This is a genomic window from Rhodococcus sp. LW-XY12 (genome assembly GCF_019317345.1).
Classification (GTDB): Bacteria; Actinomycetota; Actinomycetes; order Mycobacteriales; family Mycobacteriaceae; genus Rhodococcus; species Rhodococcus pyridinivorans.
In genome coordinates, this window is record NZ_CP079225.1 from 3,411,527 (window position 1) to 3,435,441 (window position 23,915).

A 23,915-nucleotide genomic window follows, 5' to 3' on the forward strand; every position below is an offset into this window, starting at 1 on the left:
CCCCGCGCCGATCTCCGGCCTGAGTTCCACAACTTTTGGTGACCCGCGTTTATCGCATCGATGAGTTTGCGGGCGTCGTCGTTGATGCTCGGCTCGACGATCATCTCGTGGTCGCCGATGGCGACCACGATCGTGCGCAGGGGTTCGAGGGCGCCGACGACCTTCTTGATCGATACGCCGGTGATGTTCTGCAGGTATCGGGCAACCGCCAGCGCGGCGAACACCACGGTCAAGTGCGCCTCGATGGAATCCCTGGTCCGGTGGAATGTTAGGGACGTGCTTCGGATAGCAGGGTTCTGATGATCGGGTAGCGCGAGTATGAGCATCGGATAGCGGTGCCGGTCCTCGTGTGCTCGTGTCGGTTCTACGCGTGGCAACCAGGCTGCGCGTGGATCCGAACAGGAGGCACGGGTGACTGATTACCGATTGGTGATGTCGCTACTGCTGCAGGACAGGTCCTACCGGGACATCGAGGCGATCGCGGGTTGCTCGCATCGCACGGTCGCGAAGGCGAAGAAGGTCTGCCACGAGCACGGGTTGACCGCCACGAGCCAGGTCGAGGCGCTCAGCGTCGAGGAGATCGACGTCTTGTTCGCCGATGGGCGCAAGACGCCGTCGAAGGAGTTCGTCGCCTTCGACGTGGCGGCTGCCGTGAAGAAGCGCACGGGCAAGAAGAAGCTGCCGCTGCGGGTGCTGTGGGCCAACTACCTCGACACTGACGGCACGCCGGGGCAGCGGCACTACAGCTACCAGCGGTTCTGCCAGATCATCGGCGAGTACGTCGAGGTCAACGAGCTGACGATGCGGATCACGCACGTGCCCGGGCACACGATGCAGGTCGACTGGGCGGGCACGAAGATGGCCATCTTCGATCCCGTCACCGGCACCAAGACCACAGTGTCGGTGTTCGTGGCATCGCTGCCGTACTCGGGGATGGTCTTCGCCTGCGGCTGCCTGGACGAGAAGATGCCGAACTGGCTCGACGCGCACTTGCAGGCGTTCGAGTACTTCGGCGGCGCGGCGCAGGTGATCGTCCCGGACAACGCCTCGACGGCGTCGAACCAGATCGCCCGCGGTGACCGGGCCCGCGAGGTCAACCGTGAGTACCGTGACTTCCTCGAGTATCACCAGACCGCTGCCGTGCCCACTCGGCCGGTGCGCCCGACAGACAAGGGGCACGTCGAGGCTGGGGTGAAGGTGGTGACGAACTGGGTGATCGGACGGCTGGCCGATCGGCGGTTCGCTAGCCTGGATGATGCGAACGAGGCGATCGCCGCCGAGGTCGAGGCGATCAACGACCGGACCCCGTTCCGCGGCCAGAAGACCAGCCGCCGGGAGCTGTTCACCGAGCACGAGCAGTCGGAACTGTTCGACCTTCCCGAGGCCCGCTGGCAGCCAGTCATCTGGAAGAAGTCCAAGGTCAACAGGGATTACCACGTGGAGATCGCCACGGTGAAGTACTCGGTGCCCTACACCTTCGCTGGCCAGCACGTCGATGTGAAGATCACCGGCCCCACGCTCACTGTCATGGCTGGCGGGGAGGTCATCGCCTCCCACGCCGTCTCCGGTAGGCGGCACGCCTTCGTGACCGACCCTGACCATGTTCCCGCGCAGCATCTGCAGTCATCGGACCTGTGGTCGCGGGCGTATTTCGTGCGCCAGGCCCACAAGATCGGACCGCACACCGTGGCCGCGATCAGTGAGGTCCTGGATCGCCAGCGGATCGAGGCTCAGGGCTACCGCTCGTGCCAGAACATCCTCGCCCTGGCCCGCGGGGACAACAAGATGCTGCTCGAGCGGGCCTGCGGGCAGCTGGTCTCCGAGACCTCACGCCGGGCGATCAGCTACACCGCCGTCAAGCAGCAGCTGGCGGCCCTGAGGGCCCAGGCCGCCGCTCGACCCACCACCACGACCGCAGCGACGACGCCGGCGACCGCAACGCCTGTAGCGGTACCGCCGGATCGGCGAGATACCACCGGGGCGCATCTGGCCGGGCCGGAGCAGTTCAGCCTCGCCGTCCTCACCGGAGGCCCGAGCAGCGGCACCGCGGGGCGGGAGGAGCTGCAGTGACTGATCGTCATCTCACCGACGCCGACATGCCACTGTTCACCCAGTTGCGGATGACCGCGTTCGGCCAGACCGTCATCGACTTGGCCAACGATCCCGCCTGCGACGAGTGGACCTTCTCGGAGAAGATCTTCCACGCCCTGGACAAAGAGATCACGGCCAGGCAGGAACGCCGGACCCAGAAACTACTCAAGGCCTCCAGATCGCCAAACCCTGATGCTTGCGTAGAAGAGATCCGCTACCTGCCTGACCGCAACGTCAACCGCGAGCTAATCGCACGACTTTCCAGCTGTCAATGGATCGACGCCACCCGCAATCTCGTCGTGCTCGGCCAGTCCAGCGTGGGCAAGACCTACCTCGCCCAGGCGCTGCTCAATGCCGCGTGCCGAAAGTACTACACCGCGAGGTTCTTCCGGCTCGACGACCTGGCCAACCGGCTCGCCGTGCTGGAGCCGACCTCGCAGCGCAGGCTGGACTTCCTCACTGATCTGCACAACTGCGACCTGCTGGTTCTCGATGACTTCCTGACCACGCCGGTGGCTCCGCACACCGCGGCGGAGCTGCTCAACATCCTTGCCGCTCGGGAAGGGCGGGGCTCGACGCTGGTGACCTCGCAGTTCGATCCGCCAGATTGGTACAAGTCGCTCCAAGACGCGGTCATCGCCGAATCGATCCTCAACCGGATCGTCGCCGGCGCCGAGATCATCGCCCTCGACGGCCCGAACATGAGACGGCACCTCGCCACGGCAACGCCATAGCGGCCCAGCGGTCGGACGGGCAGATGCCGCTATCCGATGCCCGTCCGACCGCTACCCGATCATCAGAACCGCGCTTTCCGAAAGGCGTCCCAAACAGTGGAAGACCGGTCTGGCCTTGAGGTCGGACTTGGCCATCCGGAACGACTGCTCGACCTTCCACAGGTCGTGGTACGACGCCACCGCGGCGTGGCCATCCATGATCGTCGAGTCGATATTGGTGACGTACCCCTTGTATCCGGCCGCTTGGCGAGCCCGTTCGATCGAGGCCTCGTCCAAAGTGACGTTCTGTCCGATGAGCTTGACGAACCGCTGCTTCTTCAAGGGCTCGGCCCGGTGGGCCACTCGCTGAGCACGGTCGATCTGCGCGCTGAGCGTGCGGCGATCCCGCTGGGCGCGCTCCCACTTGTAATGCCACACCACTCGGCGGTCGCGCCTGTCGCGGCCTTGCCCCATCGGGCGGGTCAGCTCCACGATCTCGCCGTCGTCGATGCGTTGCCGCGGCGACCGAAGTGCTCTTCGAGCTCCTTGGGCGCTTTGGAGGTGCGGGAGCCGACGATGAACAGTAGACCTGCGTCTTCGAGTCGTTGAGGTTGGCCGCTGAAAGCATCCCGGCGTCCGCCACGACGACCATGTCCGCGATTGCGTGCCGCTCCTGGAAGGCGGTAATCACCGGGATCAAGGTCTTGGTTTCGGCCTTGTTGCCCTCGAAAACGTGCACGTCCAGCGGGAATCCGTCCCGGGCGACCAGCAGGGCGACGCCGGGGCCGCCGGCGGCCGTGACGTGGCGCCAACAAGCGGCCGCGATGAGAGTGCGGTAGTCGCGAGCAATTACCCGACCCAGACAGTTGTAAAGCGTGTTGACGTGCGGGGGATCTAGGCCAAGGCGCCCAAGCACCCGTACCGAATCTAGTTTGCTCGTCGGCTCGACCAGACGGGCCAGTACCAGGTCGCGGAATACCGAATCCGCCACCACGCCCAACCCCAGGCGCTCGTAGCTGCCAGCCAAGCCCTGCCACAAAATTCGTGGCGACGAGCGTTTGACTACGGCTGCCGTGCTGGCGGGCAGATCGATCACCGCCGAGGCTCGATCCTCCAGCCTGAGATCGAGTTCGTGCTGGTTAGCGTTGATTCGTTGCTTAGCAATCTCGATCAATGATTAGGTCGTCGGTTCGATTCCGACAGGCGGCTCCGGCGAACAGCCCCTGACCTGCGCAAACGCAGGGCAGGGGCGGTTCGGTTCTGGTGGTCGCGCGATGCGCTGGCCTCACGGTTCTGCCCGACACCGACGTCGCTCTCCTCTGCGACGGACCCCTCGCCGGCTGAGCGCTCGGGCCGGCATCCTGCCCGTGTGCCGATAGGCCTCGCTCCGCTCGGCAACGCAGCGTGGCGTTGTGTCGCGACCTGGACGTGCGAGGTGTCAACGGTGCGTCGGCGCAGCGATCGTTGTGTGCGCAGCGAGATGCTCCATGCCGCACGCGCGGCGCGCACGAACGCAACGCCCCGGAACGCCAACGACCCGTCATCGCTGCGACGCGCAACGCGTCTCCCGTCACGGCAACGGATCGCAACCACGACCCGCCCACGGCGCCTCGCGGGACGGAGGGCAAGTTGACACAGTTGCGCTGCCATGGAACCGCGCTGGCTCTCTCGATGACCACCGGTGAAACAGTGCCGCTCCAGGCTTGCGCCTGGTGTTGCCTGGCCTCCTCGTGATCGGCCCGTCGGGGATCGTCAACGTGGTGCGGGTGTCGAGGCGGTCGGGTCCGACGGCTCGGCGGGGCGCGATCGTCTCGTGCGTTGGCGGACTACGGGAGCTTGGACGCGAGGACGTCGGCCGCCAGGATCTCGGGTGCTGCGCCGAGGAGGTGCTGGTTGGCCATCAGGGCTGCGACGATGGCGCCGTTGGCGTGGGCGTCGCGAGCGGCCTCGTCGGGGAATGCATCGAAGATCCAGAAGGTGTCGGCGTGGGTCCTAGCCGCGAACCAGACAATCGTTCCTACTTCTTCGTTGGCGAGTGCGACAGCGCCGGCGAGCAGATCGGCGAGCGCGTCGTGCTGTCCATCGGCCGCGACGATCTTGGCGACGAATGCATACGGAAGTGATGCTGGTGTGGACATGAGGGGTTCTCCTTGAAGTCGGGGTTCTTCGTGGGGCGAGTTCAGCGTATGACGAGCGAGGGCCGGTGGGGAGTGGCGTATACGACAGTATTGCTATTGTTCGCGCCATGCGTATCGGACTGATCGCGATCGACGGCTGCTTCGGTTCGGCTGTCGCGTCGGTCATCGACATCGTGCGGGTGGCCGACGGAGCCCGCGGCGATGTCGACCCGCGGATCGACCCGATCGAACTCGCCATCCTCGGACCGAAACGGCGAGTGACCACGACGGCATCGATGACCCTGTCGGTAGACCACCCGCTGTCGGAGTCCGGAGAGTTCGACGTGGTCGTCGTCCCTGCGCTTGGAACCCTCACGGCCGCCGCTACCAACGACGCCCTCCAGAGCCGAGATGCACGTTCGGTCATCGCCTCACTCGGGCGCCTCGACGACGCGACCACCCGGATCGCCGCGGCGTGCACCGGCGTGTTCGCCGTCGCCGAGACCGGACGGATGCATCATCGGCGGGCGACGACCAGCTGGTTCCTGGGGCCGGAGTTCCTGAAGCGCTATCCGACCGTCGCCCTCGATCTCGACACCATGGTCGTGGTCGACGGGAACCTCGTCACCGCCGGCGCCGCGTTCGCCCACATCGACCTCGCGCTCTCACTCGTGCGATCGATCAGCCCCGACCTGGCCCAATATGTCGCCAAGCTCCTCATCATCGACGAGCGTCCGTCGCAGGCGGCCTTCGTCGCCTACGAACATCTCCGGCACGAGGACCCGATCGTCGTCGAGTTCGAACGCTTCGTGCGCGCCCGCCTGGACGAACCGTTCAACGTCGCCTTCGTCGCGCAGTCGCTCGGCACCAGCCGGCGCACCCTCGAACGACGAGTCCGTGCGGCGCTCAACCTCACTCCGCTCGGCTTCGTCCAACGGCTTCGCATCGAACGAGCTCGGCACCTCTCAGCAACCACGGACCTCACCTCCGCCGAGATCGCGCTACGGGTCGGCTACGCGAACGCCGAGACTCTGCGCTCCCTCCTGCGCAGGGAGCGACGCCGTTCCTGACCTATCGCCATGCCTGTAGCCGGTGTCCTAGCGCTCGGTTGGAACCACCTCTCAGCACGTCGCGTCGACGCTCCTGCGTCGCCCCTGGACGACCCACTCGACACGCCCGCAGCACAGGCCATGTGACGTGCCCCGGCTTCCCGGACGGTCGGGGTCGGGTGGCTGTGATGTCGCTGCGTTCTCGTCGAGGGGTCAGCAGACCCGATCAGGGTCGATTGGGATGAGCCGCGAAGGCGGTCAGGTCAGGTCGGCCGAAGCCGGCCGGCGGGGTAGCGTCGGACACGTCGAGGTCTTTCGGATGGATGGCGTAGGAACCTCCATCGTCGGGAGACCTCGACGTCTATCTGCGGACCGACGCGCCCGGCCGACCTACACCGTCATCTGGGAAGAGCCTGTAATGGTCGCACGGAATGCTCAGGCTGGGGAGAAGCGGTAGAAGTATTTGGTGACGTAGAGTTCGTCGACGATGGTGGTGACCATCAGGATGAGGTCGGGGCCGTCGGTGAACAGGTTGCTGTCCATGTCGAGGTCGCTGTCGGAGTACTTGCTCACCCAGGTGCCGTCCACGAGTCGCTCCATGCGGAGGTATGGCGCCACGCTGCTGACGATGCGTCCGTCCTGGTCCTCGATCGAGTCGGTCAGGACGCCCTGCTCCTTCTCGGCGGAGGTCCAGGGGACCTTGGCGCCGCCTCGCATGGAGAAGTGGACCTCGCCGTCGGAGTCGGTGATCTCGAGCGTTTCGCCTCCGGCGGGGGAGATGGTTTCCGGGGTGTAGAGCGAACGGTCGCGGAAGATGATCGCGTAGCTGCCCGAGCGGTGTCCGGCGTCCTGTTCGGAGAAGCCGGTCAATTCCCACCGGCCGAGCAGCGCTGTCGGGTCAGTCGTCTGGGGAGCGGGCATGGCAAGTCCTCTCAGTGGGGGTCGGGTCAGGGGGCCAGCGCGGCTCGAAGCTCCATGGAGTTGTCATCGTTGAAGCGCCAGGCCTCGGCTTCGTTGCCGAGGTGGTAGGTCACGGTTGCGGACTTCGCCTCGAGGTCGCACTGGATCACCCCTGCGACAGGTTCGCCGGGTTGGTCTTCCCGGTTGTCGAGCCAAGTGTTGTTGACTACCGCTTTTAGAATCCCAAACGTCTTGGGGTGGATGTCGCCGACGTTATCCTCACGCTGAGACCCATAAGCGGCGGCAAGGAGTTTTATTGTGTTTGACTCGTAAAAGAGGATAAAGGCAGCGTGGTCTGCGGGATATTCGGCGAGAAAATAGCGGTCGTTGGAGAGTTTCTCGACAAGAGCTTCGACTGTTTCGTTATCAACTGTCAATGTGGTTGGCATTGCTGTATCACTTTATCCTTGATCGGCTAAACGTCTGGCCTGCCTCGTTTTTGAATCTCTCGGTTATGGTTTCGGGGAGGCCAAGTGAACTGTATCCAACGGTAACTTCTGCTGCCCGAGAGCCATCCGGTGGGTGGCTCAAAACTATCTCACCTCGGACCACCGCCGAGGCTCGATCCTCCAGCCCGAGATCGAGTTCGTGCTGGTTAGCGTTGATTCGTTGCTTAGCAATCTCGATCAATGCCGCAAGCTCGCCGGCGTGTGAGCCGAGCCGATGTGCGCGATCATCTGGCGCCGACCGCGGATCTTCTCCCAGATCTGCACGCCGATGGCCCCGGAGGCGGTCTTGCACTGCACCACGTACAGATCCACCACCTCCAAACTCCGCTCGATTAGTGACCCGCGCGCCACATGCTCGAACTCGTGACCTGCAGCGATCCTAACGAATTGGCTAGAAACGACGTCAACTTGTGGAACTCAGGTATGACACGGGGTGATCCTCGCTGATGCCCTGCACCCGTTTGACGAATTCGTCGCCGGGCTGAACCTCGACCGCGTCGACACTCTCGTCGGCTCGTTCCTCAGCGTCGAGTGCGGTTTCGAGCACGGTCTTCGTCAACTGCCCGAGCAGTCCGTTCGGGCCCATCAGTTAGACGCCTTGTTCCTCGGCCTGGGCCAGTAGTTGCTGCGCCAACTCCAGCTGGTTCATCTCGTCCGCCATGGGCTCCAGTGTTTCCGTCATGGTCGATCCTTCCGCCAAGCTCGCTGCTCGGCGTGTCAGGCCGACCCGGATCACGTCAACACCGACATCCCCGATCCGGTGACCGCAGAAACGAGCCTGCCCCGCACTCAGGCGGGGCAGGTTTCGATTTTCTCAACTTACGTGGAGCTAAGGGGACTCGAACCCCTGACCCCCACACTGCCAGTGTGGTGCGCTACCAGCTGCGCCATAGCCCCTTGCACGGCCCTGACGGGGACCGCCACCGAAGACTACAGGCGAGAGCGTGAACTCTCGCCTGTAGCGATCTTGTGGAGCTAAGGGGACTCGAACCCCTGACCCCCACACTGCCAGTGTGGTGCGCTACCAGCTGCGCCATAGCCCCGTATTCGGTTGTACCGTTGCACTCCGGTTGACCCCTTCGCGCTGAAAGAAAACTACACCATCGCGCTCGACGCCAACAAATCGGCTGGTAGACAGCGTGACTGTGGCGGGAGCACGCACCGTGCGCAGCTCCCGCCACCGCTCCGTCTATCCGACGAGTTCGGTCACCCAGTTCTCGTCGCCGAGGGCGTCGATAACGGTCCCCTCGTACACGACAGCCGGCGTGCCGGCCGCTCCGGTCGTCGCGAGCAGACGGCGTCCCGCCTCCGCGTCGGCCGAGGCCTGATCGATCCGGGCGCCGTCGGTGATGCACTGCGCGACGTCCTCGGAGGCACCCGCGTCGCGCGCCATCTGCGCGAGACCCGCGTTGTCGATGTCACCGTCGCCACCCTCGGCCGGTTGGTTGTCGGGCGACAGCAGGGCGTCGTGGAATGCGGAGAACGCGCGGGCATCGCCGCTCTCGGCGACGCACTGCGCCGCCGCCACCGCGCGGGTCGAGTAGTCGCCGCTGCTCGACGCCCGGTCGAGGAAAGCGAGCATCCGGTACCGGATCGCCAATTGGCCGTCGTCGATCGCCTGGGCGAGCTCCTGCGAGTGCTTGTGTTCGAGTTCGGCGCAGTAGGGGCACAGCGGGTCCTCGAACAGGTCGACGGTCCGTGGGGCGTCGGGGCGGCCCAGCAGGATTGCGCCGTCGTCCTCGATCGACACTTCCACCGCGCCGTTCTGCACGGAGCCGTAACCATCGTTGCGGGGATCGCCGCTGCCCGACGACCACAGGACACCACCGATGACGAGCGCACCGATCACCAGGATCGCGATGCCGCCGAGAATGTAGGTGACCCTGTTCGACGTCGGCTGCGGTGTGTACTTGCCGGATGAGACCTTCTTCGCGCTCACGGATGCTGCCCTCTACTGCTCGTCGGTGGGGAAGGACGATCTCACTCTGCCATCGACGGCTGAGGGGCCGCTGAGAGGGAAGCACATGAACCCGGACCGAGCGCGAACCAGGTGCGCGGCCGGACGACCAGCCATATCGACATCGCCAGGAAGCCGACGTCGCGGGCGATCTCGATCGCGTAGTCGCGGCCGTCGACGCCCTCGACCACACCTCCTCCCCCGAAGCAGCCGCAATCGATCGACAGGCCGCGCGCCCACGCCGAGGCGATCGCGGCGACGAGCGCGACCAGCCCCAAGGCGCTGACGAGCGCTGCGAAGCGCGTCGCGAGACCGACGAGCAGGACCAGGCCCAGGGCCAGTTCGAGAACGGGGAAGGCGGCGGCGAACGGCCGCACCCAGCCGGCGGGCAAAATCTGGTACGCCCGTACCGCCACGACGGTCTGCGTCGGATCCGAGAACTTCACCCAACCGGAGACGAGCCACACCGCCGCCAGACCGTATCGGGCGAGCGTGGAGACGAGACCGACCCACATGCCGGCGACAATACCGGGCGGTCGTCTCACCGCGCCGTGTCGTCGGTCACCTGTGTCGCCTGCTCGACGACCCGGGGGCGTCCGACGACGAACCACGGCAGCGTCGCCGCTAGCATGATCACACCCGTGACCGCGAAGGCCGTCGAGTAGGACAACCGGTCCGCGAGGAAGCCTGCGGCGACCGGACCGATCACCGCGCCGACATCGGCGACCATCTGGAAGGTCGCGAGCACCGGCCCGCCCCGGGCCTTGCTGCCCACGACGTCGGCGACGGCGGCCTGCTGCGAGGGATTCGACAGCCCGGACCCCATACCCGCCACGAACGAGGTGATGAGGAACCAGACGACGCTCTCGGTGAATCCCATGGCGATCGTGCTGACCCCGCACACCACCAGACCGGCCAGGACGAAGGGTCGCCGCCCGAACCGGTCGGACAGCTTGCCCGACTTGATGAGGACGAGTGCGTTGCCCACCGCGAAGGCGGTCAGCGCGACACCCGCGAACGCCTCACCCTCGTCGAGCGCCTCGACGACGAACAGAGGCACCATCGCCACGCGGACCCCGAACACCACCCAGCCGTTGGCGAAGTTCGATCCCAGCGCCGCGCGGTAGACCGGCGAGCGCAGCGCGTCGCGCAGGCGCATGACGGGCACGCCGTCCCCACTGTCGGGACGGGCGAGTTCCGACGAGCGCAGGCTGATCCCCACGACCGAGGCCGCGACGAGCAGCGCCACGGCGTAGATGAGAAAGGGTGCGCGCAGCCCCAGTCCGATAAGGACACCGCCGAAGAGCGGGCCGAGGATGTTGCCCATGAGGAAGCTGGTCGCGTACAGGCCGGACACACGCCCGCGGGCGTCCGGGGGCGCGATCCGCACGAGCAGACCGAGCGCCGACACCGTGAACATCGTCGACCCGATGCCGCCGAGGGCCCGGAAGACGAGCAGCTGCCAGTAGCTCGCCGCGAATGCGCACGCGCCCGTCGACAGGGCGACGATGAGCAGGCCCGTGATGTAGACGGGCCGCTCCCCCAACTTCTGCACCAGCGACCCGCTCGCGGGTGCGAAGAGCAGTCGCATCGCCGCGAACGACGACACGACGACCGTCGCCGCCGTCACACCGACGTCGAAGCTTCGCGCGAATTGGGGCAGCGCGGGAGCGACGAGACCGAAGCCGAGCGCGATCACGAAACTCGCGACGACCAGAACCCAGATTTCCCGCGGCAAAGCCGCATCACGTGTCCGCATGATGCCCACGATGTTAGCGAGGCGCACGACCTCGCCCGGTCGCGCGGTGGGCGAGCGGGCTCAGGACAGGACGGACGAGACGAGTTCGCATGCCGCCTGCTGGACCTCGGCGAGATGGTCGGGGCCGCGGAACGATTCGGCGTAGATCTTGTAGACGTCCTCGGTGCCGGACGGGCGGGCGGCGAACCACGCGTTCTCGGTGGTGACCTTCAGGCCACCGATCGCGGCACCGTTGCCGGGTGCCGCAGTGAGCGTCGCGGTGATCGGTTCGCCGGCGAGCTCGGTGGCGCCGACCTGCTCGGACGACAGTTTCGACAGCACCGCCTTCTGCTCGCGCGTCGCCGGGGCGTCCACGCGCGCGTAAGCGGGGTCGCCGTACCGATCGACGAGTTCGGCATAGTAGCGGGACGGGCTCTTCTCCGTCACCGCGGTGATCTCCGCCGCGAGCAGGGCGAGGACGATGCCGTCCTTGTCGGTCGTCCACACCGAGCCGTCGCGCCGGAGGAAGGACGCACCGGCGCTCTCCTCCCCGCCGAAGCCCAGCGAACCGTCGCTCAGCCCGGGAACGAACCATTTGAAGCCCACCGGCACCTCGAGCAGGTCGCGGCCGAGGCCGGCGGCGACCCGGTCGATCATCGACGAACTCACGAGCGTCTTGCCCACCTTGCTCGACTCCGCCCAACCGGGGCGATTGCGGAACAGGTAGTCGATCGCGACGGCGAGATAGTGGTTCGGATTGAGCAGACCGGCGTCGGGGGTGACGATGCCGTGCCGGTCGGCGTCGGCGTCGTTGCCGGTCGCGAGGTCGTAGGCCTCGCGGTTGCCGATCAGCGATGCCATGGCGTTCGGCGACGAGCAGTCCATGCGGATCTTCCCGTCGGTGTCGAGCGTCATGAACCGCCAGGTGGCGTCGACGAGCGGATTGACGACGGTGAGGTCAAGGGCGTGCCGTTCGGCGATCTCGCCCCAGTAGTCGACGCTCGCACCGCCCATCGGGTCGGCGCCGATCCGTACCCCGGCAGCACGGACGACGTCGAGATCGACGATGTTCGGCAGATCGTCGATGTAGGCAGCGAGGAAGTCGTGTCGTCCGGCGGACGCGAGCGCCGACGAGAGCGGCACCCGCTTCACCCCGTCGAGTCCGGCGGCGAGCAGTTCGTTGGCGCGAGCGGCGATGACCGACGTCGCGTCGCTGTCGGCCGGACCACCCGACGGGGGGTTGTACTTGAAGCCACCGTCGCGCGGAGGATTGTGCGAGGGGGTGACGACGATCCCGTCGGCGCGGGCACCGGAGCCGGAATTGTGCTGCAGGATCGCGTGACTGACGGCCGGAGTCGGGGTGTAGCGGTCGCGGGAGTCGACGACCACTTCGACGCCGTTCGCGACGAGCACTTCGAGCGCGCTCGCCCAGGCCGGTTCGGACAGGGCGTGCGTGTCGCGGCCGAAGAACAGCGGGCCCGAAGTGCCCTGCTGGGCGCGGTATTCGACGATGGCCTGGGTGGTCGCGAGGATGTGGGCTTCGTTGAACGCACCGTCGAGGCTCGAGCCGCGATGACCGGACGTGCCGAAAGCCACCTGCTGCGAGGCGTTCTCGGGATCCGGTTGCACGGTGTAGTAGGCGGTGACAAGGTGTGCGAGATCTTCGAGATCCGCCGCGGTGGCCGGCTGTCCCGCTCGTTCGTGCGCCATGTGCTCTCCTCGTCGATGGTGGTGTTCTCATCTTGCCGCCGATCCGCGGCACGCGCGGGATGAGTACCCCGATCCGCGCGTCGGTACGGATACTGACGAAAAGGTCATCACGGCCATGGGACCAGAGTTTCTGACCCGAAAGTAGTATTGGCGTTCACAATTAGGTGGGCTAACTTCAGTGAACGAAATGAAGACGATGCCGGGGAGGACATTTCTTCGTTTCGCTCTCGCTGTTTCGGCGCCGTCTCCGACGTCTCCGGGACCGACAGCGACCGTGCCCGTCGTCGAGAACACTCACCCTCTGAGTCTCGACGGCGGGCACTGCCGTTTCCCGAAGCTGCCGATCAGGCTCACCCGGACAACAAGAAACCCGGGTAGGTGATCGATGGTCGATCACCTACCCGGGTCGATGGTGGAGCTGCCGGGAATCGAACCCGGGTCCTCCGCCGCCTCGCGAGGGCTTCTCCGTGTGCAGTTCGCTATGTCTCTACTCGGATCTCCCGTTCTCGCGAACAAGACGAGATGACGATCCCAGTCGCTGTTTGTTGTCCCGCACGTCTCCGCGACCGAGCCGTACGGTAGAGCTCTCTAGTCGATGCCAGGATCCGGGTCGAGAGCAAACCCGGGCTGACAGAGACGCGCTCGCTTAGGCAGCGAGGGCGTACTCGCGCTGAGTGGACTCGGCGCTTAATTGGTTGCAGCGACGCTTACGGTGGTCTCTTGCCTGCACCGACACGCTTCCCCTTGCTCAACGTACGCAGTCGAAACCGTTCAGCCCCGTACGCGCCTGCGACCTTCGCAGGACTACCTACTGTAACGACCCGAAGGCCCGATGTCATTCCCATTTTCGAAAACGATTCGTTGCCGGGTCATGAGCCTACTCACACCGCCGCTCACCGGCAACGGAACCGGGTCGGGGTGACCCGAGTCCGGCGTCGCCGGGTGTCACCCGTAGCGCTCCGTCCGGTGACGCGCTTTCCACGATGCCGGGTCCAGCGCCTCCAGGATTCGTGTTCTTCCCACCCCACCCCGGATCAGCCGGGCAGGCTGACGAGTGCGACGGCCAGTCCGGCTGCGAGCAGGCCGAGCAGTTTCACCCGGCTCACGCGCTCTCCGAGCACGATGACGGCGAGTAGCACCGTCACCGCCGGATACAGCGCCGCGATCACGCTCACCAGCGACAGCAGGCCGTGCTGGTAGGCGAACAGCAGTGCACCGTTCGCGATCACGTCGATCACGCCGATCCCGATCAGGATCGGCAGGAGCGACCGGATCGGCCACACCACGGTGCGCCACGAGAAGGCGATCACCAGCCAGACCACGAGGGTGGCGGTCGCGCGGGAGGCGGCGAGCGGCCACAGGCCGGTGCCGGTGCCGACCTGACCGAGGCCGATGAACGACAACGCGAAGGCGATGCCCGATCCGACCGTCCACCACGCGATCCTCGACGTGAAGCGCGGGTGTCCGACACCGGTGACGGTCTCGTCGGATTCGCGGCTGACCAGCCCCACCGCGATCACCGCGACGACGATGCCGAGATAGGCGAGAAGACCGGGCCGGTCCCCCGTCGCGATCCCGAACAGCACGGGGATTCCGGCCACGACGACAGCGGTGACCGGTGAGACGACCGACATCGGCCCGTTCGCAAGTGCGAGGTAGAACCACCAGACGGCGATGCCGCCGGCCACGCCCGCTGCGGCACCCCACGCGAGGGACGCCGCGGTGAGGTCGCCGCCGACGATCGACGCGGCGATCAGGGACACGACGAGCGAAGCCGGGTAGGTGACGGCGACGACGCCGAGTGCGCTCGCGCGACGGGAGGCGGCACCCCCGGCGAAATCGCTGAGGCCGTACCCGACCGCCGCGAGAAGCGCGAGCGCGACCGCGATCAGCGGCTCATGCCCTTCACTCGCCGGCCGAGCTCGCGGGTCACCTCACGTTCGGCGGTCCGGCGGGCGAGATCCTGACGCTTGTCGTAGTCCTGCTTGCCCTTGGCGAGCGCGAGCTCGACCTTGACCTTGCCGTCGGAGAAGTACATCGACAGCGGCACGAGGGTCTGGTTGCCCTCCCGGGTCTTGCCGACGAGCGCGTCGATCTCGCGACGGTGCAGCAGCAGCTTGCGGGTGCGGCGCGGAGCGTGGTTGGTCCACGTGCCGTGCCCGTATTCCGGAATGTGCAGACCCCGCAACCACACCTCGCCGTCGTCGACGGTCGCGAATGCGTCCACCAGGGAGGCCTTTCCCTCCCGCAGGCTCTTGACCTCGGTACCGACGAGGGCGATGCCCGCCTCGTAGGTGTCGAGGATGGTGTAGTTGTGGCGCGCCTTCCGGTTGGTCGCGATGACCTTCCGGCCCTTTTCCTTCACGTGCAGGCCTTTCCGGTCCACGATTGATCGAACAGAACACCGTCCAGCATAGGAACCTCGCACGACACCTTATTCACGCACGTACAGACGCAAGGTCACATACGAGGTGAGAGCGGCCATTCCCACGCCCACGAGGACCAGGAACGGCGAGACCAGAAGGATGTCGCTGTCGGTGATGCGGGCGACGATGTTCGCGTCGTAGACCTCGGTGAGCATGTCGTCGACGAACATGCTCTTGGCGACGAAGAGTCCGCCGATAGCGAGTGCGGCACCCACGATCGCGGCGATCACCGCTTCGAGGAGGAAGGGCAGCTGCGTGTACCAGCGAGTCGCGCCGACCAGCCGCATGATGCCGACCTCGGTGCGGCGGGTGAAGGCCGCGATCTGCACCATGTTCGCGATCAGAAGCACGGCCGCGATCGCCTGGATCGTGGCGATGGCGAACGCGCCGTTGCGGATGCCGCCGAGCACGCCGAACAGACGCTCGACGAGATCCTGCTGGTTGAGCACGCTGTCGACTCCGGGCCGGGTACCGAAATCGTCCTGGATCGCCGCGAATCGATCCGGATCGGACATCTTGATCTTGAAGGAGGCAGGGAAGCTGTCGGCACTCACGAGTTCGGCGAGTTCGGGCTGATCGGCGAAGACACGATCGGTGGCGTCGAGGACGGCGTCGTCGCGGCTCAGGTACTGGACCGACACCACGTCGTCGGTGCTCTCGAGGTCGCTGCGCAGGGTGGAGCAGAGATCCTGCTCGCACTCCGGATCGAGCGAGGAGATGTCCTCGGTCAGGAACACCTGCACCTCGACCCGGTCGAGGAAGATCCGTTCCGTTTTGCCCGCCATCTGGACCACGAGCAGCCCTGCACCGAACAGCGCGAGGGAGATCGCCGTGGTGAGGATCATCGCGATGGTCATGGTGAGGTTGCGGCGCAGGCCGGTGGTGACCTCGCTGAACAGGAAGCTGGCACGCATCGGGTGGGATTCCTTCGGTTGCCTGGTGGGGATGCTCGGGTGACGGGATCTAGCGGCCGACGCCGTAGACGCCGCGTGCCTCGTCGCGCACGACGCGTCCGAGATCGAGTTCGACGACCCGTCGCCGCATCGAGTCGACGATGTGGTGGTCGTGGGTCGCCATGAGCACCGTCGTGCCCGTGCGGTTGATGCGTTCGAGCAGCAGCATGATGTCCTGGCTGGTCTCGGGGTCGAGGTTGCCGGTCGGTTCGTCGGCCATCAGCACGAGCGGCCGGTTGACGAACGCACGCGCGATCGCGACACGCTGCTGTTCGCCGCCGGACAGTTCGGCGGGCAACCGGTCGGCTTTGCCGGACAGTCCCACCAGGTCGAGAACCTCCGGCACCGTCCGTTCGATCACTCCGCGCGGCTTACCGATCACCTCGAGAGCGAACGAGATGTTCTCGGCGACCGTCTTGCGCTGGAGCAACCGGAAGTCCTGGAAGACGCATCCGAGATTCTGGCGCAGCTTCGGTACGCGACGCGCCGGCAGCCGGTTGACGTGGAAATCGGCCACGTGGATGTCGCCGGTGGTGGGCTTCTCCTCTCGCAGGAGCAACCGGAGGAAGGTCGACTTCCCGGATCCGGAGGGACCGATGAGAAAGACGAACTCGCCCTTCTCGACGTGCACCGAGACCCCTTCGAGCGCGGGACGCGTGGACGTCTTGTAGGACTTGGACACATTCTCCAGCCGGATCACGTGGACATGCTAACCGTTACCGGACGGTGACCTACGGCACCGGCTCGTCGGTGCTCTACGACGACGGAGCGTCCGTGTCCTCGGTCACGTCGGATCCTGCTGGTCGTTCAGTCCGGGGATCGTGGGCAGGTCGAACGGGAACTGCCTGTTCGTCGTGGTGGGGGGCGCTGTCGTCGTGGCATCCTGCGGCGGCGTCCCGCCCTGTTCCCTGCCCGGCACGCCGGTCGCCGTCGTCGGCGGGAAGGTCGACGAGGTCGTCGGCGGATAGGGCGTGTCGGTGGTCTCCGGCACGGACTTCTCCTGCGGGGCGGTGGTCGCCGGCGGCACGTACGGCACGTAGGGCGTCTCGGAGATGATCACGGCGGTCGACGGCGCATCGGGGGTGTCCTCGGGCTGGTTGAGGAACAGGTAGGTCACCCACAGCGCAAGCCACAGGGTGCACAACGCGAAGGTCGTGGTCCTGATCCGCCCACCGAGGAGGTGCGACGGGATGCGCCTGCGGTGCTTCTCCTCCGGCTCGGTGGCCGCGCCCCCACCCGACGTCCCTCCACCCGGTGTCACTGTGCCTCCACTCGATCGACCACGCTGGCGGTGTCGAGCTGGGGCGTGACGGTGATGCCCCGTTCACGCAGTGCTCGCGCGATCCGCGCACGCAGCAGACGGCCCACCTGGAACTGCTTGCCGGGCAGCGTGCGCGCGACCATGCGGACGCTGAGCTGATCCACCTCGAGGCTCTCGACACCCATCACACTCGGTTCGTCGAGCAACAGCTCCCGCAGGCGGGGTTCCTTGTATGCGGCGACACCCAGTTCGCGCAGCATCTCGGTGACGTCGGCGATGTCGGCGGTCACCGGGATCGGCACGTCCACCACGGCGCGCGCCCAGTCCTTCGACAGGTTGACGGCCTTGTTGATCTGCCCGTTGGGGACGGTGATGACCTCACCCGCCGTGCTACGCACCCGGGTGACGCGCAACGTGACGTCCTCGACGGTGCCGATCGCGTCCTCGGACGCACCGGTCACGGAGATCTGCACGGTGTCGCCGAAGCCGTACTGCCGTTCGGTGATGATGAAGAACCCCGCGAGGATGTCCTGCACGATGCGCTGGGCACCGAAGCCGAGCGCCGCGCCGAGCACGGTCGCCGGCGCGACCAGGCTGCCGATGGGCAGCTGCAGATAGTCGAACACCTTCAGGGTCGCAACGATGTACACGAACGAGATCGCCATCCACGTGACCACCTGGGCGACCGAATGGCGATGCTTCGTCGCCTCGGACCGCACGAGGTCGTCGGACTGCGTGTAGCGCTCGTCGATGCGGCGCGTGATGCGGCTGCCGATCCAGGAGACGAACCGGGCGATCAGAACCGCACCCAGAATCGTGAGTGCGATCAGCAGCCCGCTCGTCGACAACCAGTCGAGCAGTCTAGCTCCGGGAAGAAACGGCACAGGCCCCTCTCCTGTTTCCGATCACGATTTCTGCTCTTCTCGCATACGCCAGCGGATGCCCGATTCGAGGAATCCGTCGATGTCGCCGTCGAGCACCGCCGAGGGGTTGTTGACCTCGTACTCGGTGCGCAGGTCCTTGACCATCTGGTAGGGATGCAGCACGTACGAGCGCATCTGGTTGCCCCACGAACTGCCGCCGTCGCCCTTGAGCGCATCCATCTCGGCGCGCTCCTCCTGGCGCTTGCGCTCGAGGAGCTTGGCCTGCAGGACACGCATGGCCGCGACCTTGTTCTGCAACTGCGACTTCTCGTTCTGACAGGTGACGACGATGCCGGTCGGGATATGCGTCAGGCGCACGGCGGAGTCGGTGGTGTTGACCGACTGGCCTCCCGGGCCGGACGAGCGGTAGACGTCGACGCGGACGTCGTTCTCGTCGATGTCGATGTGGTCGGTGGTCTCGACGACGGGCAGCACCTCGACCTCGGCGAAGGAGGTCTGGCGGCGGCCCTGGTTGTCGAAGGGGCTGATGCGGACGAGACGGTGCGTGCCCATCTCGACCGACAGGGTCCCGTAGGTGTAGGGCGCCTTGACGGCGAAGGTGGCGGACTTGATGCCGGCCTCTTCCGCGTAGGAGGTGTCGTAGACCTCGACGCCGTAGCCGTGCTTGTCGGCCCAGCGGATGTACATACGCATGAGCATCTCGGCCCAGTCGGCGGCGTCGACGCCACCGGCGCCCGCGCGGATGTTGACGAGCGCGTCGCGCTGGTCGTACTCGCCGGACAGCAGCGTGCGCACCTCCATCGCCTCGATATCGGCGCGCAGGCTCTCGCGTTCGGCCTCGGCGTCGGCCAGGGCGGCGGTGCGGGCCTCGCCCTCCTCGCCCTCGGCGAGCTCGTACAGAACCGGGAGATCCTCGAGCCGCTGGCGCAGGCCCTCGACCCGGCGCAGCTCACCCTGTGCGTGCGACAGTTCGCTGGTGACCTTCTGGGCGTGGTCCTGGTCGTTCCACAGCTCGGGGTCGGCGGCCTGGTGTTCGAGTTCGTCGATGCGCCGTCGCAGCTCCTCGACGTCGAGGACCGATTCCACGGTGCGGAGGGTCGTGTCGAGCTCGGTCAGGGCTGCGGAAACATCGGGATGCACGATTCAACAGGTTACCGGAGCGACGAACCGGCCCGCCGTGGGCAGCGATCGACACGGCAGGGCCCGGTCGGGTCGAGCACCGCGCCGACCCCGGAGTGGACGGCAAGCTGCTCGGCCCCGGACGACGGCGGCTAGCGTTTCCGCCATGACCACCGACTACACCGCCGACCTGGACCTCGCACTCCGACTCGCCGACGCGTCCGACGCCATCACCCGCGACCGCTTCGGTGCGCTGGACCTGAAGGTGGACGACAAGCCGGACCTGAGTCCGGTCTCCGACGCCGACCTCGCCGTCGAGCGCGCCATCCGCGAGATGCTCGGCGAGCAGCGACCGGACGACGCGGTGCTCGGCGAGGAGTTCGGTGGCGACGCGGTCTTCCGCGGGCGGCAGTGGGTCGTCGATCCGATCGACGGCACGAAGAACTTCGTGCGTGGCGTACCGGTCTGGGCGAGCCTGATCGCGCTCCTCGAGGACGGTGTGCCTGTCGTGGGCGTGGTCAGCGCCCCGGCACTGAACCGTCGGTGGTGGGCGGCCGCGGACGGCGGCGCCTGGGTGTCGCACGACGGTGCCGAGCCCCGGCGCATCTCGGTGTCGGAGGTGACCGACCTCGCGTCGGCGTCGCTGAGCTTTTCGAGCCTGAGCGGCTGGCACGAGCGTGGCATCCGTGATCGTTTCGTCGCCCTGACCGACGACGTGTGGCGGGTGCGCGCCTACGGCGACTTCTTCTCCTACTGCCTGCTCGCCGAGGGCGCCCTCGAGATCGCGCTCGAACCCGAGGTTTCGCTGTGGGATCTGGCCGCGCTCGACGTGCTGGTGCGCGAGGCAGGTGGACGGTTCACGAACCTCGAGGGTGCGGACGGTCCGCACGGCGGCAGTGCGGTCGCGACCAACGGCACGCTGCACGACGAGGTGCTCGGTCGACTGAAGTGAGTGGCCGGCCCCACGCACGGATGGTCACGCGTGGGGCCGGGTTCGTCAGCGGACCGGGCGATGCACAGCGGTCTCGAGGTCGGCTTCGTTCGTGACGCCCGGATCATCGAGGTAGACGTTGAAGTGGTGGGTGGCCACGTCGTCGTCGACCCGGGCCGCGGACAGGCCGTGTTCGGTCAGGAATTCGGCGATCGCCTCGTGGGCCCGCGGGATCGATTCGGCGTACGGCCCGGTCACGGTGGCGACGACCGCCCGGCGTGAGGGGAACTCGTGGACCGTCAGCGGCTCGCGGGCCGTGGTTCCCGGCGCCACCGGCAGGAACACCGATTCGTCGACGTCCGACTCACGGAACTCGCCGTCGTGTTCGATGCATCCGCCGGGTCCGGTCGGGACGATGCCCTGCTCCTGCAGGGCGGGCATGAAGCGTTGCCACAGTTCACCTTCGGCCGAGTAGTCGGCGACGGTGCCGCGGAGGCAGACGTAGGTCTGCGGCGGAATCTCGCGCGGCATCGGCGGTCTGCTCGGGGAGGTATCGGCGGTAACCGCTGACCTCGTCGACCACGGCGGGGATCAGCACTCCCTGCGAGTCGTAGTGCCGCAGCATCCGCACGCTGATCCGGGTCAGGGACGAGAACTCTCCGATGGACATCAACCTGGTGGTGTCGGCCATGGCGCCGAGTCTGCGACCTCACACGGTGTGAGAGTCAACTCGTGCTCGCGACACAGCGGACGATGCTGGGCGACACGCGTCCACCGCGGAACTTACTGCGCGGTAGACAGTGACCTTACTCAGAAGTAAGATCGGGAGTGTCCGCTGCCGCATCGAGAGACTTCTGGTGATCATGAGCAAGCAAGACAGCGTGGGCCGCCACACGCCTCGCGACACGTCCGCCGTCGGCCTCAATCCGATCAAACGCGACGCCATGGGTGCTGCCATGCGCGTGCTCACCCGGATCACGGGTTCCGAACTGGCCGACCGGTACAAGATCCGCGAGACGATCGACCGGATCACGTACCAGTCCACGAAGACCGGCTTCAAGACCCTCGGCGCCGCCACGCGCACCTTCAAGAAGATGTCCGGCGGCGCGAGCGGCCCGCAGCGTCTCACCACCGCGAAGAACGCCGACTTCTTCGATCTCACCCCGACCGACGATCAGCAGATGATCACGGAGACGGTGCGTGAGTTCGCCGCCGAGATCCTGCGCCCCGCCGCGCACGACGCCGACGAGGCCGCCGCGGCCCCGGCCGATCTACTCGCGCGCGCAGCCGAACTCGGCATCACCATGGTCAACGTACCCGAGGCGTTCGACGGCGCCGCCGACGAGCGCGGCGTGGTCACCAACGTGCTGGTCGCCGAGGCCCTCGCGCACGGCGACATGGGCCTGGCCCTGCCGATCCTCGCGCCGAGCGGTGTGGCCGTGGCGCTCACACAGTGGGGCACCGAGGACCAACAGAAGACCTACCTGCCGGCCTTCGCCGGCGACGATGTCCCCCAGGCGTCGGTCGTCATCGCCGAGCCGCGCGCCCTGTTCGATCCCTTCGCGTTGCAGACCAAGGCGGTGCGCTCCCCCAGCGGCTACCGGCTCAACGGCGTGAAGTCGTTCGTCCCGGCGGCGGGCAGCGCCGAACTGTTCGTCGTGGCAGCCGAACTCGACGGTAAGCCGTCCCTCTTCCTCGTCGAGGCGAAGAGCAAGGGCGTCGTGATCGAGGCCGATCCGGGCATGGGCCTGCGCGCCGCCGGACTGGGCCGCCTTCTGCTCGAGGACGTCGCGGTGCCGGAATCGGCACGTCTCGGCGACGACGACGCCGACGTCCGCGCCGAGCAGTACGCCGACGCCGTGCGCCTGTCGCGCCTGGGCTGGGCAGCTCTGGCGATGGGCACCGGTCAGGCCGTGCTCGACTACGTGGTCCCCTACGTCAACGAGCGCGAGGCGTTCGGCGAGCCCATCAGCCACCGGCAGGCGGTGGCGTTCATGGTGGCCAACATCAAGATCGAGCTCGACGGTCTACGTCTGGCCACCCTGCGCGGTGCGTCGCGGGCCGAGCAGGGCCTGTCGTTCGCTCGCGAGGCGGCCCTGGCCCGCAAGCTCGCCACCGACAAGGGCATGCAGTTCGGCCTCGACGGCGTCCAGCTGCTCGGCGGCCACGGCTACACCAAGGAGCACCCCGTCGAACGTTGGTACCGCGACCTGCGAGCAATCGGAGTCGCCGAGGGCGTCGTCCTCGTCTGATCGGCCCGACCCGAACAAGGAACCTGTGATGATCAATCTCGAACTTCCCCGGAAGCTCAAGGCTTCCGCGAACCAGGCCCATCAGGTCGCCGCGCAGATTTTCCGGCCGATCTCCCGCAAGTACGACCTCGCCGAGCACGAGTACCCCGTCGAACTCGACACCATGGCCGCGATGGTCGAAGGGCTCAACGACTCCGGCCAGGGCGCGGCGGGTGCCGCGCTCGGCCGCGACAGCAAGGCCGAGCAGGACGGCCCCGCCGGAAATGCCAACGGCGGCAACATGGCCGGACTCCTCAATGTCATCGAGACGTGCTGGGGCGACGTCGGCCTGACCCTGTCGATCCCCTACCAGGGCCTGGGCAATTCCGCGATCGCCGCGGTGGCCACCGACGAGCAGCTCGAACGCTTCGGCAAGGTGTGGGCCTCCATGGCAATCACCGAGCCCGGTTTCGGATCCGATTCGGCGGCCGTGACGACCACGGCCGTGCTCGACGGCGACGAGTGGGTCCTCAACGGCGAGAAGATCTTCGTCACCGCCGGTGAGCGTTCCACGCACATCGTCGTGTGGGCGTCCGTCGACAGGTCGAAGGGCCGCGCCGCGATCAAGTCGTTCGTCGTGCCGCGCGAGGCTCCCGGACTCTCGGTCGCGCGTCTCGAGAAGAAGCTCGGCATCAAGGCATCCGACACCGCGGTGCTCGTGCTCGACAACTGCCGCATCCCGAAGGACAACATCCTCGGCTCCCCGGAGGTGAACACCGAGAAGGGGTTCGCCGGGGTCATGCAGACCTTCGACAACACGCGTCCGATCGTGGCCGGCATGGCCGTGGGTCTCGGTCGTGCGGTACTCGAGGAACTGCGCACGATCCTGAAGGAGGCGGGCGTCGAGGTCTCCTACGACATCCCCGCGAACAACCAGCATGCCGCGGCCGCCGAGTTCCTCGCGCTCGAGGCCGACTGGGAGGCCGCCTACCTGCTCGCGCTGCGCGCGACGTGGATGGCCGACAACAAGAAGCCCAACTCCCTCGAGGCGTCGGTGTCGAAGGCGAAGGCCGGCCGCACCGGCACCGCGGTCTCGCTCAAGGCCGTCGAACTCGCCGGAACCTACGGGTATTCGCAGCGGCCGCTGCTCGAGAAGTGGGCACGCGATTCCAAGATTCTCGACATCTTCGAGGGCACCCAGCAGATCCAGCAGCTCATCGTCGCTCGGCGGGTGCTCGGAAAGTCGTCCTCCGAACTGAAATAGCGCTCGGGGCATGGGGTCCGTCCGCGGGCGCCGGAAGGATGGGACCGGTGTCTGCGCACGGT

At 66.7% G+C, this 23,915-nt stretch carries 25 protein-coding genes, 3 tRNA genes, 1 other RNA gene and 1 pseudogene; 8 read left to right on the top strand and 22 right to left on the bottom strand.

Going from position 1 to position 23,915, the window contains the following annotated elements:
* Positions 1-38: 38 nt before the first annotated feature.
* The 3 genes from KXC42_RS15885 to KXC42_RS15895 all read left to right on the top strand — a co-directional run bounded on the left by KXC42_RS15885 (position 39) and on the right by KXC42_RS15895 (position 2,825).
* Complete coding sequence (locus KXC42_RS15885; protein ID WP_219129259.1) at positions 39-272, top strand: hypothetical protein; 234 nt, start codon at positions 39-41, stop codon at positions 270-272.
* A 139-nt stretch (positions 273-411) separates the two neighbouring features.
* Positions 412-2,070: an IS21 family transposase gene (gene istA / locus KXC42_RS15890; RefSeq protein WP_257605819.1), complete on the top strand. Its 1,659-nt coding sequence runs from the start codon at positions 412-414 to the stop codon at positions 2,068-2,070.
* The gene (locus KXC42_RS15895; RefSeq protein ID WP_007633699.1) at positions 2,067-2,825 is read left to right on the top strand and encodes an ATP-binding protein; all 759 of its coding nucleotides are present in this window, start codon (positions 2,067-2,069) and stop codon (positions 2,823-2,825) included. Before istA ends, KXC42_RS15895 begins: the two co-directional genes overlap by 4 nt.
* A 51-nt stretch (positions 2,826-2,876) precedes the next feature.
* On the opposite strand, the gene KXC42_RS27365 is transcribed toward KXC42_RS15895, so the two are convergent.
* Positions 2,877-3,296, bottom strand: a complete 420-nt coding sequence (locus tag KXC42_RS27365) for a hypothetical protein (protein WP_257605830.1) — start codon at positions 3,294-3,296, stop codon at positions 2,877-2,879.
* Positions 3,297-3,920: 624 nt separating this feature from the next.
* Here KXC42_RS27365 and KXC42_RS15905 point away from each other — a divergent pair.
* Positions 3,921-4,013: transfer RNA gene (locus KXC42_RS15905), tRNA-OTHER, on the top strand.
* Between the two features lie 617 nt (positions 4,014-4,630).
* Here the strand turns inward: KXC42_RS15905 and KXC42_RS15910 are convergent.
* Positions 4,631-4,942, bottom strand: a complete 312-nt coding sequence (locus KXC42_RS15910) for a putative quinol monooxygenase (protein WP_006247389.1) — start codon at positions 4,940-4,942, stop codon at positions 4,631-4,633.
* Between the two features lie 107 nt (positions 4,943-5,049).
* On the opposite strand from KXC42_RS15910, the gene KXC42_RS15915 reads away from it, so the two are divergent.
* Entirely contained in the window at positions 5,050-5,991 is a 942-nt protein-coding gene (locus tag KXC42_RS15915; RefSeq protein WP_039586057.1) for a GlxA family transcriptional regulator, read from the top strand.
* A 414-nt stretch (positions 5,992-6,405) separates the two neighbouring features.
* Here KXC42_RS15915 and KXC42_RS15920 read toward each other — a convergent pair whose 3' ends face one another.
* From KXC42_RS15920 to prfB, 18 genes and pseudogenes are all read right to left on the bottom strand, one after another.
* Complete coding sequence (locus KXC42_RS15920) at positions 6,406-6,891, bottom strand: hypothetical protein (RefSeq protein WP_219129260.1); 486 nt, start codon at positions 6,889-6,891, stop codon at positions 6,406-6,408.
* Positions 6,892-6,917: 26 nt separating this feature from the next.
* On the bottom strand, positions 6,918-7,319 hold the full coding sequence (locus KXC42_RS15925) for a hypothetical protein (RefSeq protein ID WP_219129261.1): 402 nt from the start codon (positions 7,317-7,319) through the stop codon (positions 6,918-6,920).
* A 237-nt stretch (positions 7,320-7,556) separates the two neighbouring features.
* Entirely contained in the window at positions 7,557-7,691 is a 135-nt protein-coding gene (locus tag KXC42_RS27370) for a hypothetical protein (RefSeq protein WP_255312731.1), read from the bottom strand.
* A 208-nt stretch (positions 7,692-7,899) separates the two neighbouring features.
* Positions 7,900-8,040, bottom strand: a pseudogene (locus tag KXC42_RS27375) (IS256 family transposase); the annotation flags it as partial.
* Positions 8,041-8,203: 163 nt separating this feature from the next.
* Positions 8,204-8,276: transfer RNA gene (locus KXC42_RS15935), tRNA-Ala, on the bottom strand.
* A 73-nt stretch (positions 8,277-8,349) separates the two neighbouring features.
* Positions 8,350-8,422, bottom strand: a tRNA-Ala gene (locus KXC42_RS15940).
* A gap of 146 nt (positions 8,423-8,568) precedes the next feature.
* Complete coding sequence (locus tag KXC42_RS15945) at positions 8,569-9,318, bottom strand: DsbA family protein (RefSeq protein WP_006550359.1); 750 nt, start codon at positions 9,316-9,318, stop codon at positions 8,569-8,571.
* 41 nt (positions 9,319-9,359) lie between these two features.
* Complete coding sequence (locus tag KXC42_RS15950) at positions 9,360-9,851, bottom strand: MauE/DoxX family redox-associated membrane protein (protein ID WP_006550358.1); 492 nt, start codon at positions 9,849-9,851, stop codon at positions 9,360-9,362.
* Positions 9,852-9,877: 26 nt separating this feature from the next.
* A complete protein-coding gene (locus KXC42_RS15955) occupies positions 9,878-11,095 on the bottom strand; it encodes an MFS transporter (protein ID WP_200358282.1) in 1,218 nt (405 codons plus the stop codon).
* A 60-nt stretch (positions 11,096-11,155) separates the two neighbouring features.
* Positions 11,156-12,784, bottom strand: coding sequence for a phosphoglucomutase (alpha-D-glucose-1,6-bisphosphate-dependent) (pgm, locus tag KXC42_RS15960; RefSeq protein ID WP_219129262.1), 1,629 nt, complete (start codon positions 12,782-12,784; stop codon positions 11,156-11,158).
* A 410-nt stretch (positions 12,785-13,194) separates the two neighbouring features.
* Positions 13,195-13,563, bottom strand: a transfer-messenger RNA (tmRNA) gene (gene ssrA / locus KXC42_RS15965).
* Between the two features lie 255 nt (positions 13,564-13,818).
* Entirely contained in the window at positions 13,819-14,676 is an 858-nt protein-coding gene (locus KXC42_RS15970) for a DMT family transporter (protein ID WP_051121498.1), read from the bottom strand.
* On the bottom strand, positions 14,673-15,149 hold the full coding sequence (gene smpB, locus KXC42_RS15975) for an SsrA-binding protein SmpB (protein ID WP_024101458.1): 477 nt from the start codon (positions 15,147-15,149) through the stop codon (positions 14,673-14,675). Before smpB ends, KXC42_RS15970 begins: the two co-directional genes overlap by 4 nt.
* 69 nt (positions 15,150-15,218) lie before the next feature.
* Complete coding sequence (ftsX, locus tag KXC42_RS15980) at positions 15,219-16,124, bottom strand: permease-like cell division protein FtsX (protein WP_006550352.1); 906 nt, start codon at positions 16,122-16,124, stop codon at positions 15,219-15,221.
* A 49-nt stretch (positions 16,125-16,173) separates the two neighbouring features.
* A complete protein-coding gene (gene ftsE / locus KXC42_RS15985; protein WP_006550350.1) occupies positions 16,174-16,863 on the bottom strand; it encodes a cell division ATP-binding protein FtsE in 690 nt (229 codons plus the stop codon).
* Positions 16,864-16,947: 84 nt separating this feature from the next.
* Positions 16,948-17,424: a hypothetical protein gene (locus KXC42_RS15990; protein ID WP_257605831.1), complete on the bottom strand. Its 477-nt coding sequence runs from the start codon at positions 17,422-17,424 to the stop codon at positions 16,948-16,950.
* Positions 17,421-18,308 (bottom strand): mechanosensitive ion channel family protein, encoded by an 888-nt coding sequence (locus tag KXC42_RS15995; protein WP_006550346.1) that lies wholly within the window; start codon positions 18,306-18,308, stop codon positions 17,421-17,423. Before KXC42_RS15995 ends, KXC42_RS15990 begins: the two co-directional genes overlap by 4 nt.
* Before the next feature lie 21 nt (positions 18,309-18,329).
* Positions 18,330-19,448, bottom strand: coding sequence for a peptide chain release factor 2 (gene prfB / locus KXC42_RS16000; protein WP_006550345.1), 1,119 nt, complete (start codon positions 19,446-19,448; stop codon positions 18,330-18,332).
* A gap of 145 nt (positions 19,449-19,593) precedes the next feature.
* Here prfB and hisN point away from each other — a divergent pair, with 145 nt between their 5' ends.
* Positions 19,594-20,379, top strand: coding sequence for a histidinol-phosphatase (gene hisN / locus KXC42_RS16005; protein ID WP_219129263.1), 786 nt, complete (start codon positions 19,594-19,596; stop codon positions 20,377-20,379).
* Between the two features lie 45 nt (positions 20,380-20,424).
* Here hisN and KXC42_RS16010 read toward each other — a convergent pair whose 3' ends face one another.
* Positions 20,425-20,889, bottom strand: coding sequence for a GyrI-like domain-containing protein (locus KXC42_RS16010; protein ID WP_257605832.1), 465 nt, complete (start codon positions 20,887-20,889; stop codon positions 20,425-20,427).
* Positions 20,816-21,049: a MerR family DNA-binding transcriptional regulator gene (locus KXC42_RS27380; RefSeq protein ID WP_230826275.1), complete on the bottom strand. Its 234-nt coding sequence runs from the start codon at positions 21,047-21,049 to the stop codon at positions 20,816-20,818. Before KXC42_RS27380 ends, KXC42_RS16010 begins: the two co-directional genes overlap by 74 nt.
* 166 nt (positions 21,050-21,215) lie before the next feature.
* Between KXC42_RS27380 and KXC42_RS16015 the strand changes: the two genes are divergently transcribed.
* Both KXC42_RS16015 and KXC42_RS16020 read left to right on the top strand, forming a co-directional pair.
* Positions 21,216-22,610: an acyl-CoA dehydrogenase family protein gene (locus KXC42_RS16015; RefSeq protein WP_219129264.1), complete on the top strand. Its 1,395-nt coding sequence runs from the start codon at positions 21,216-21,218 to the stop codon at positions 22,608-22,610.
* Between the two features lie 28 nt (positions 22,611-22,638).
* Positions 22,639-23,853 carry an acyl-CoA dehydrogenase family protein gene (locus tag KXC42_RS16020; RefSeq protein ID WP_219129265.1) on the top strand — a complete coding sequence of 405 codons (1,215 nt, stop codon included), beginning with the start codon at positions 22,639-22,641 and terminating at the stop codon, positions 23,851-23,853.
* Positions 23,854-23,915: the final 62 nt, after the last annotated feature.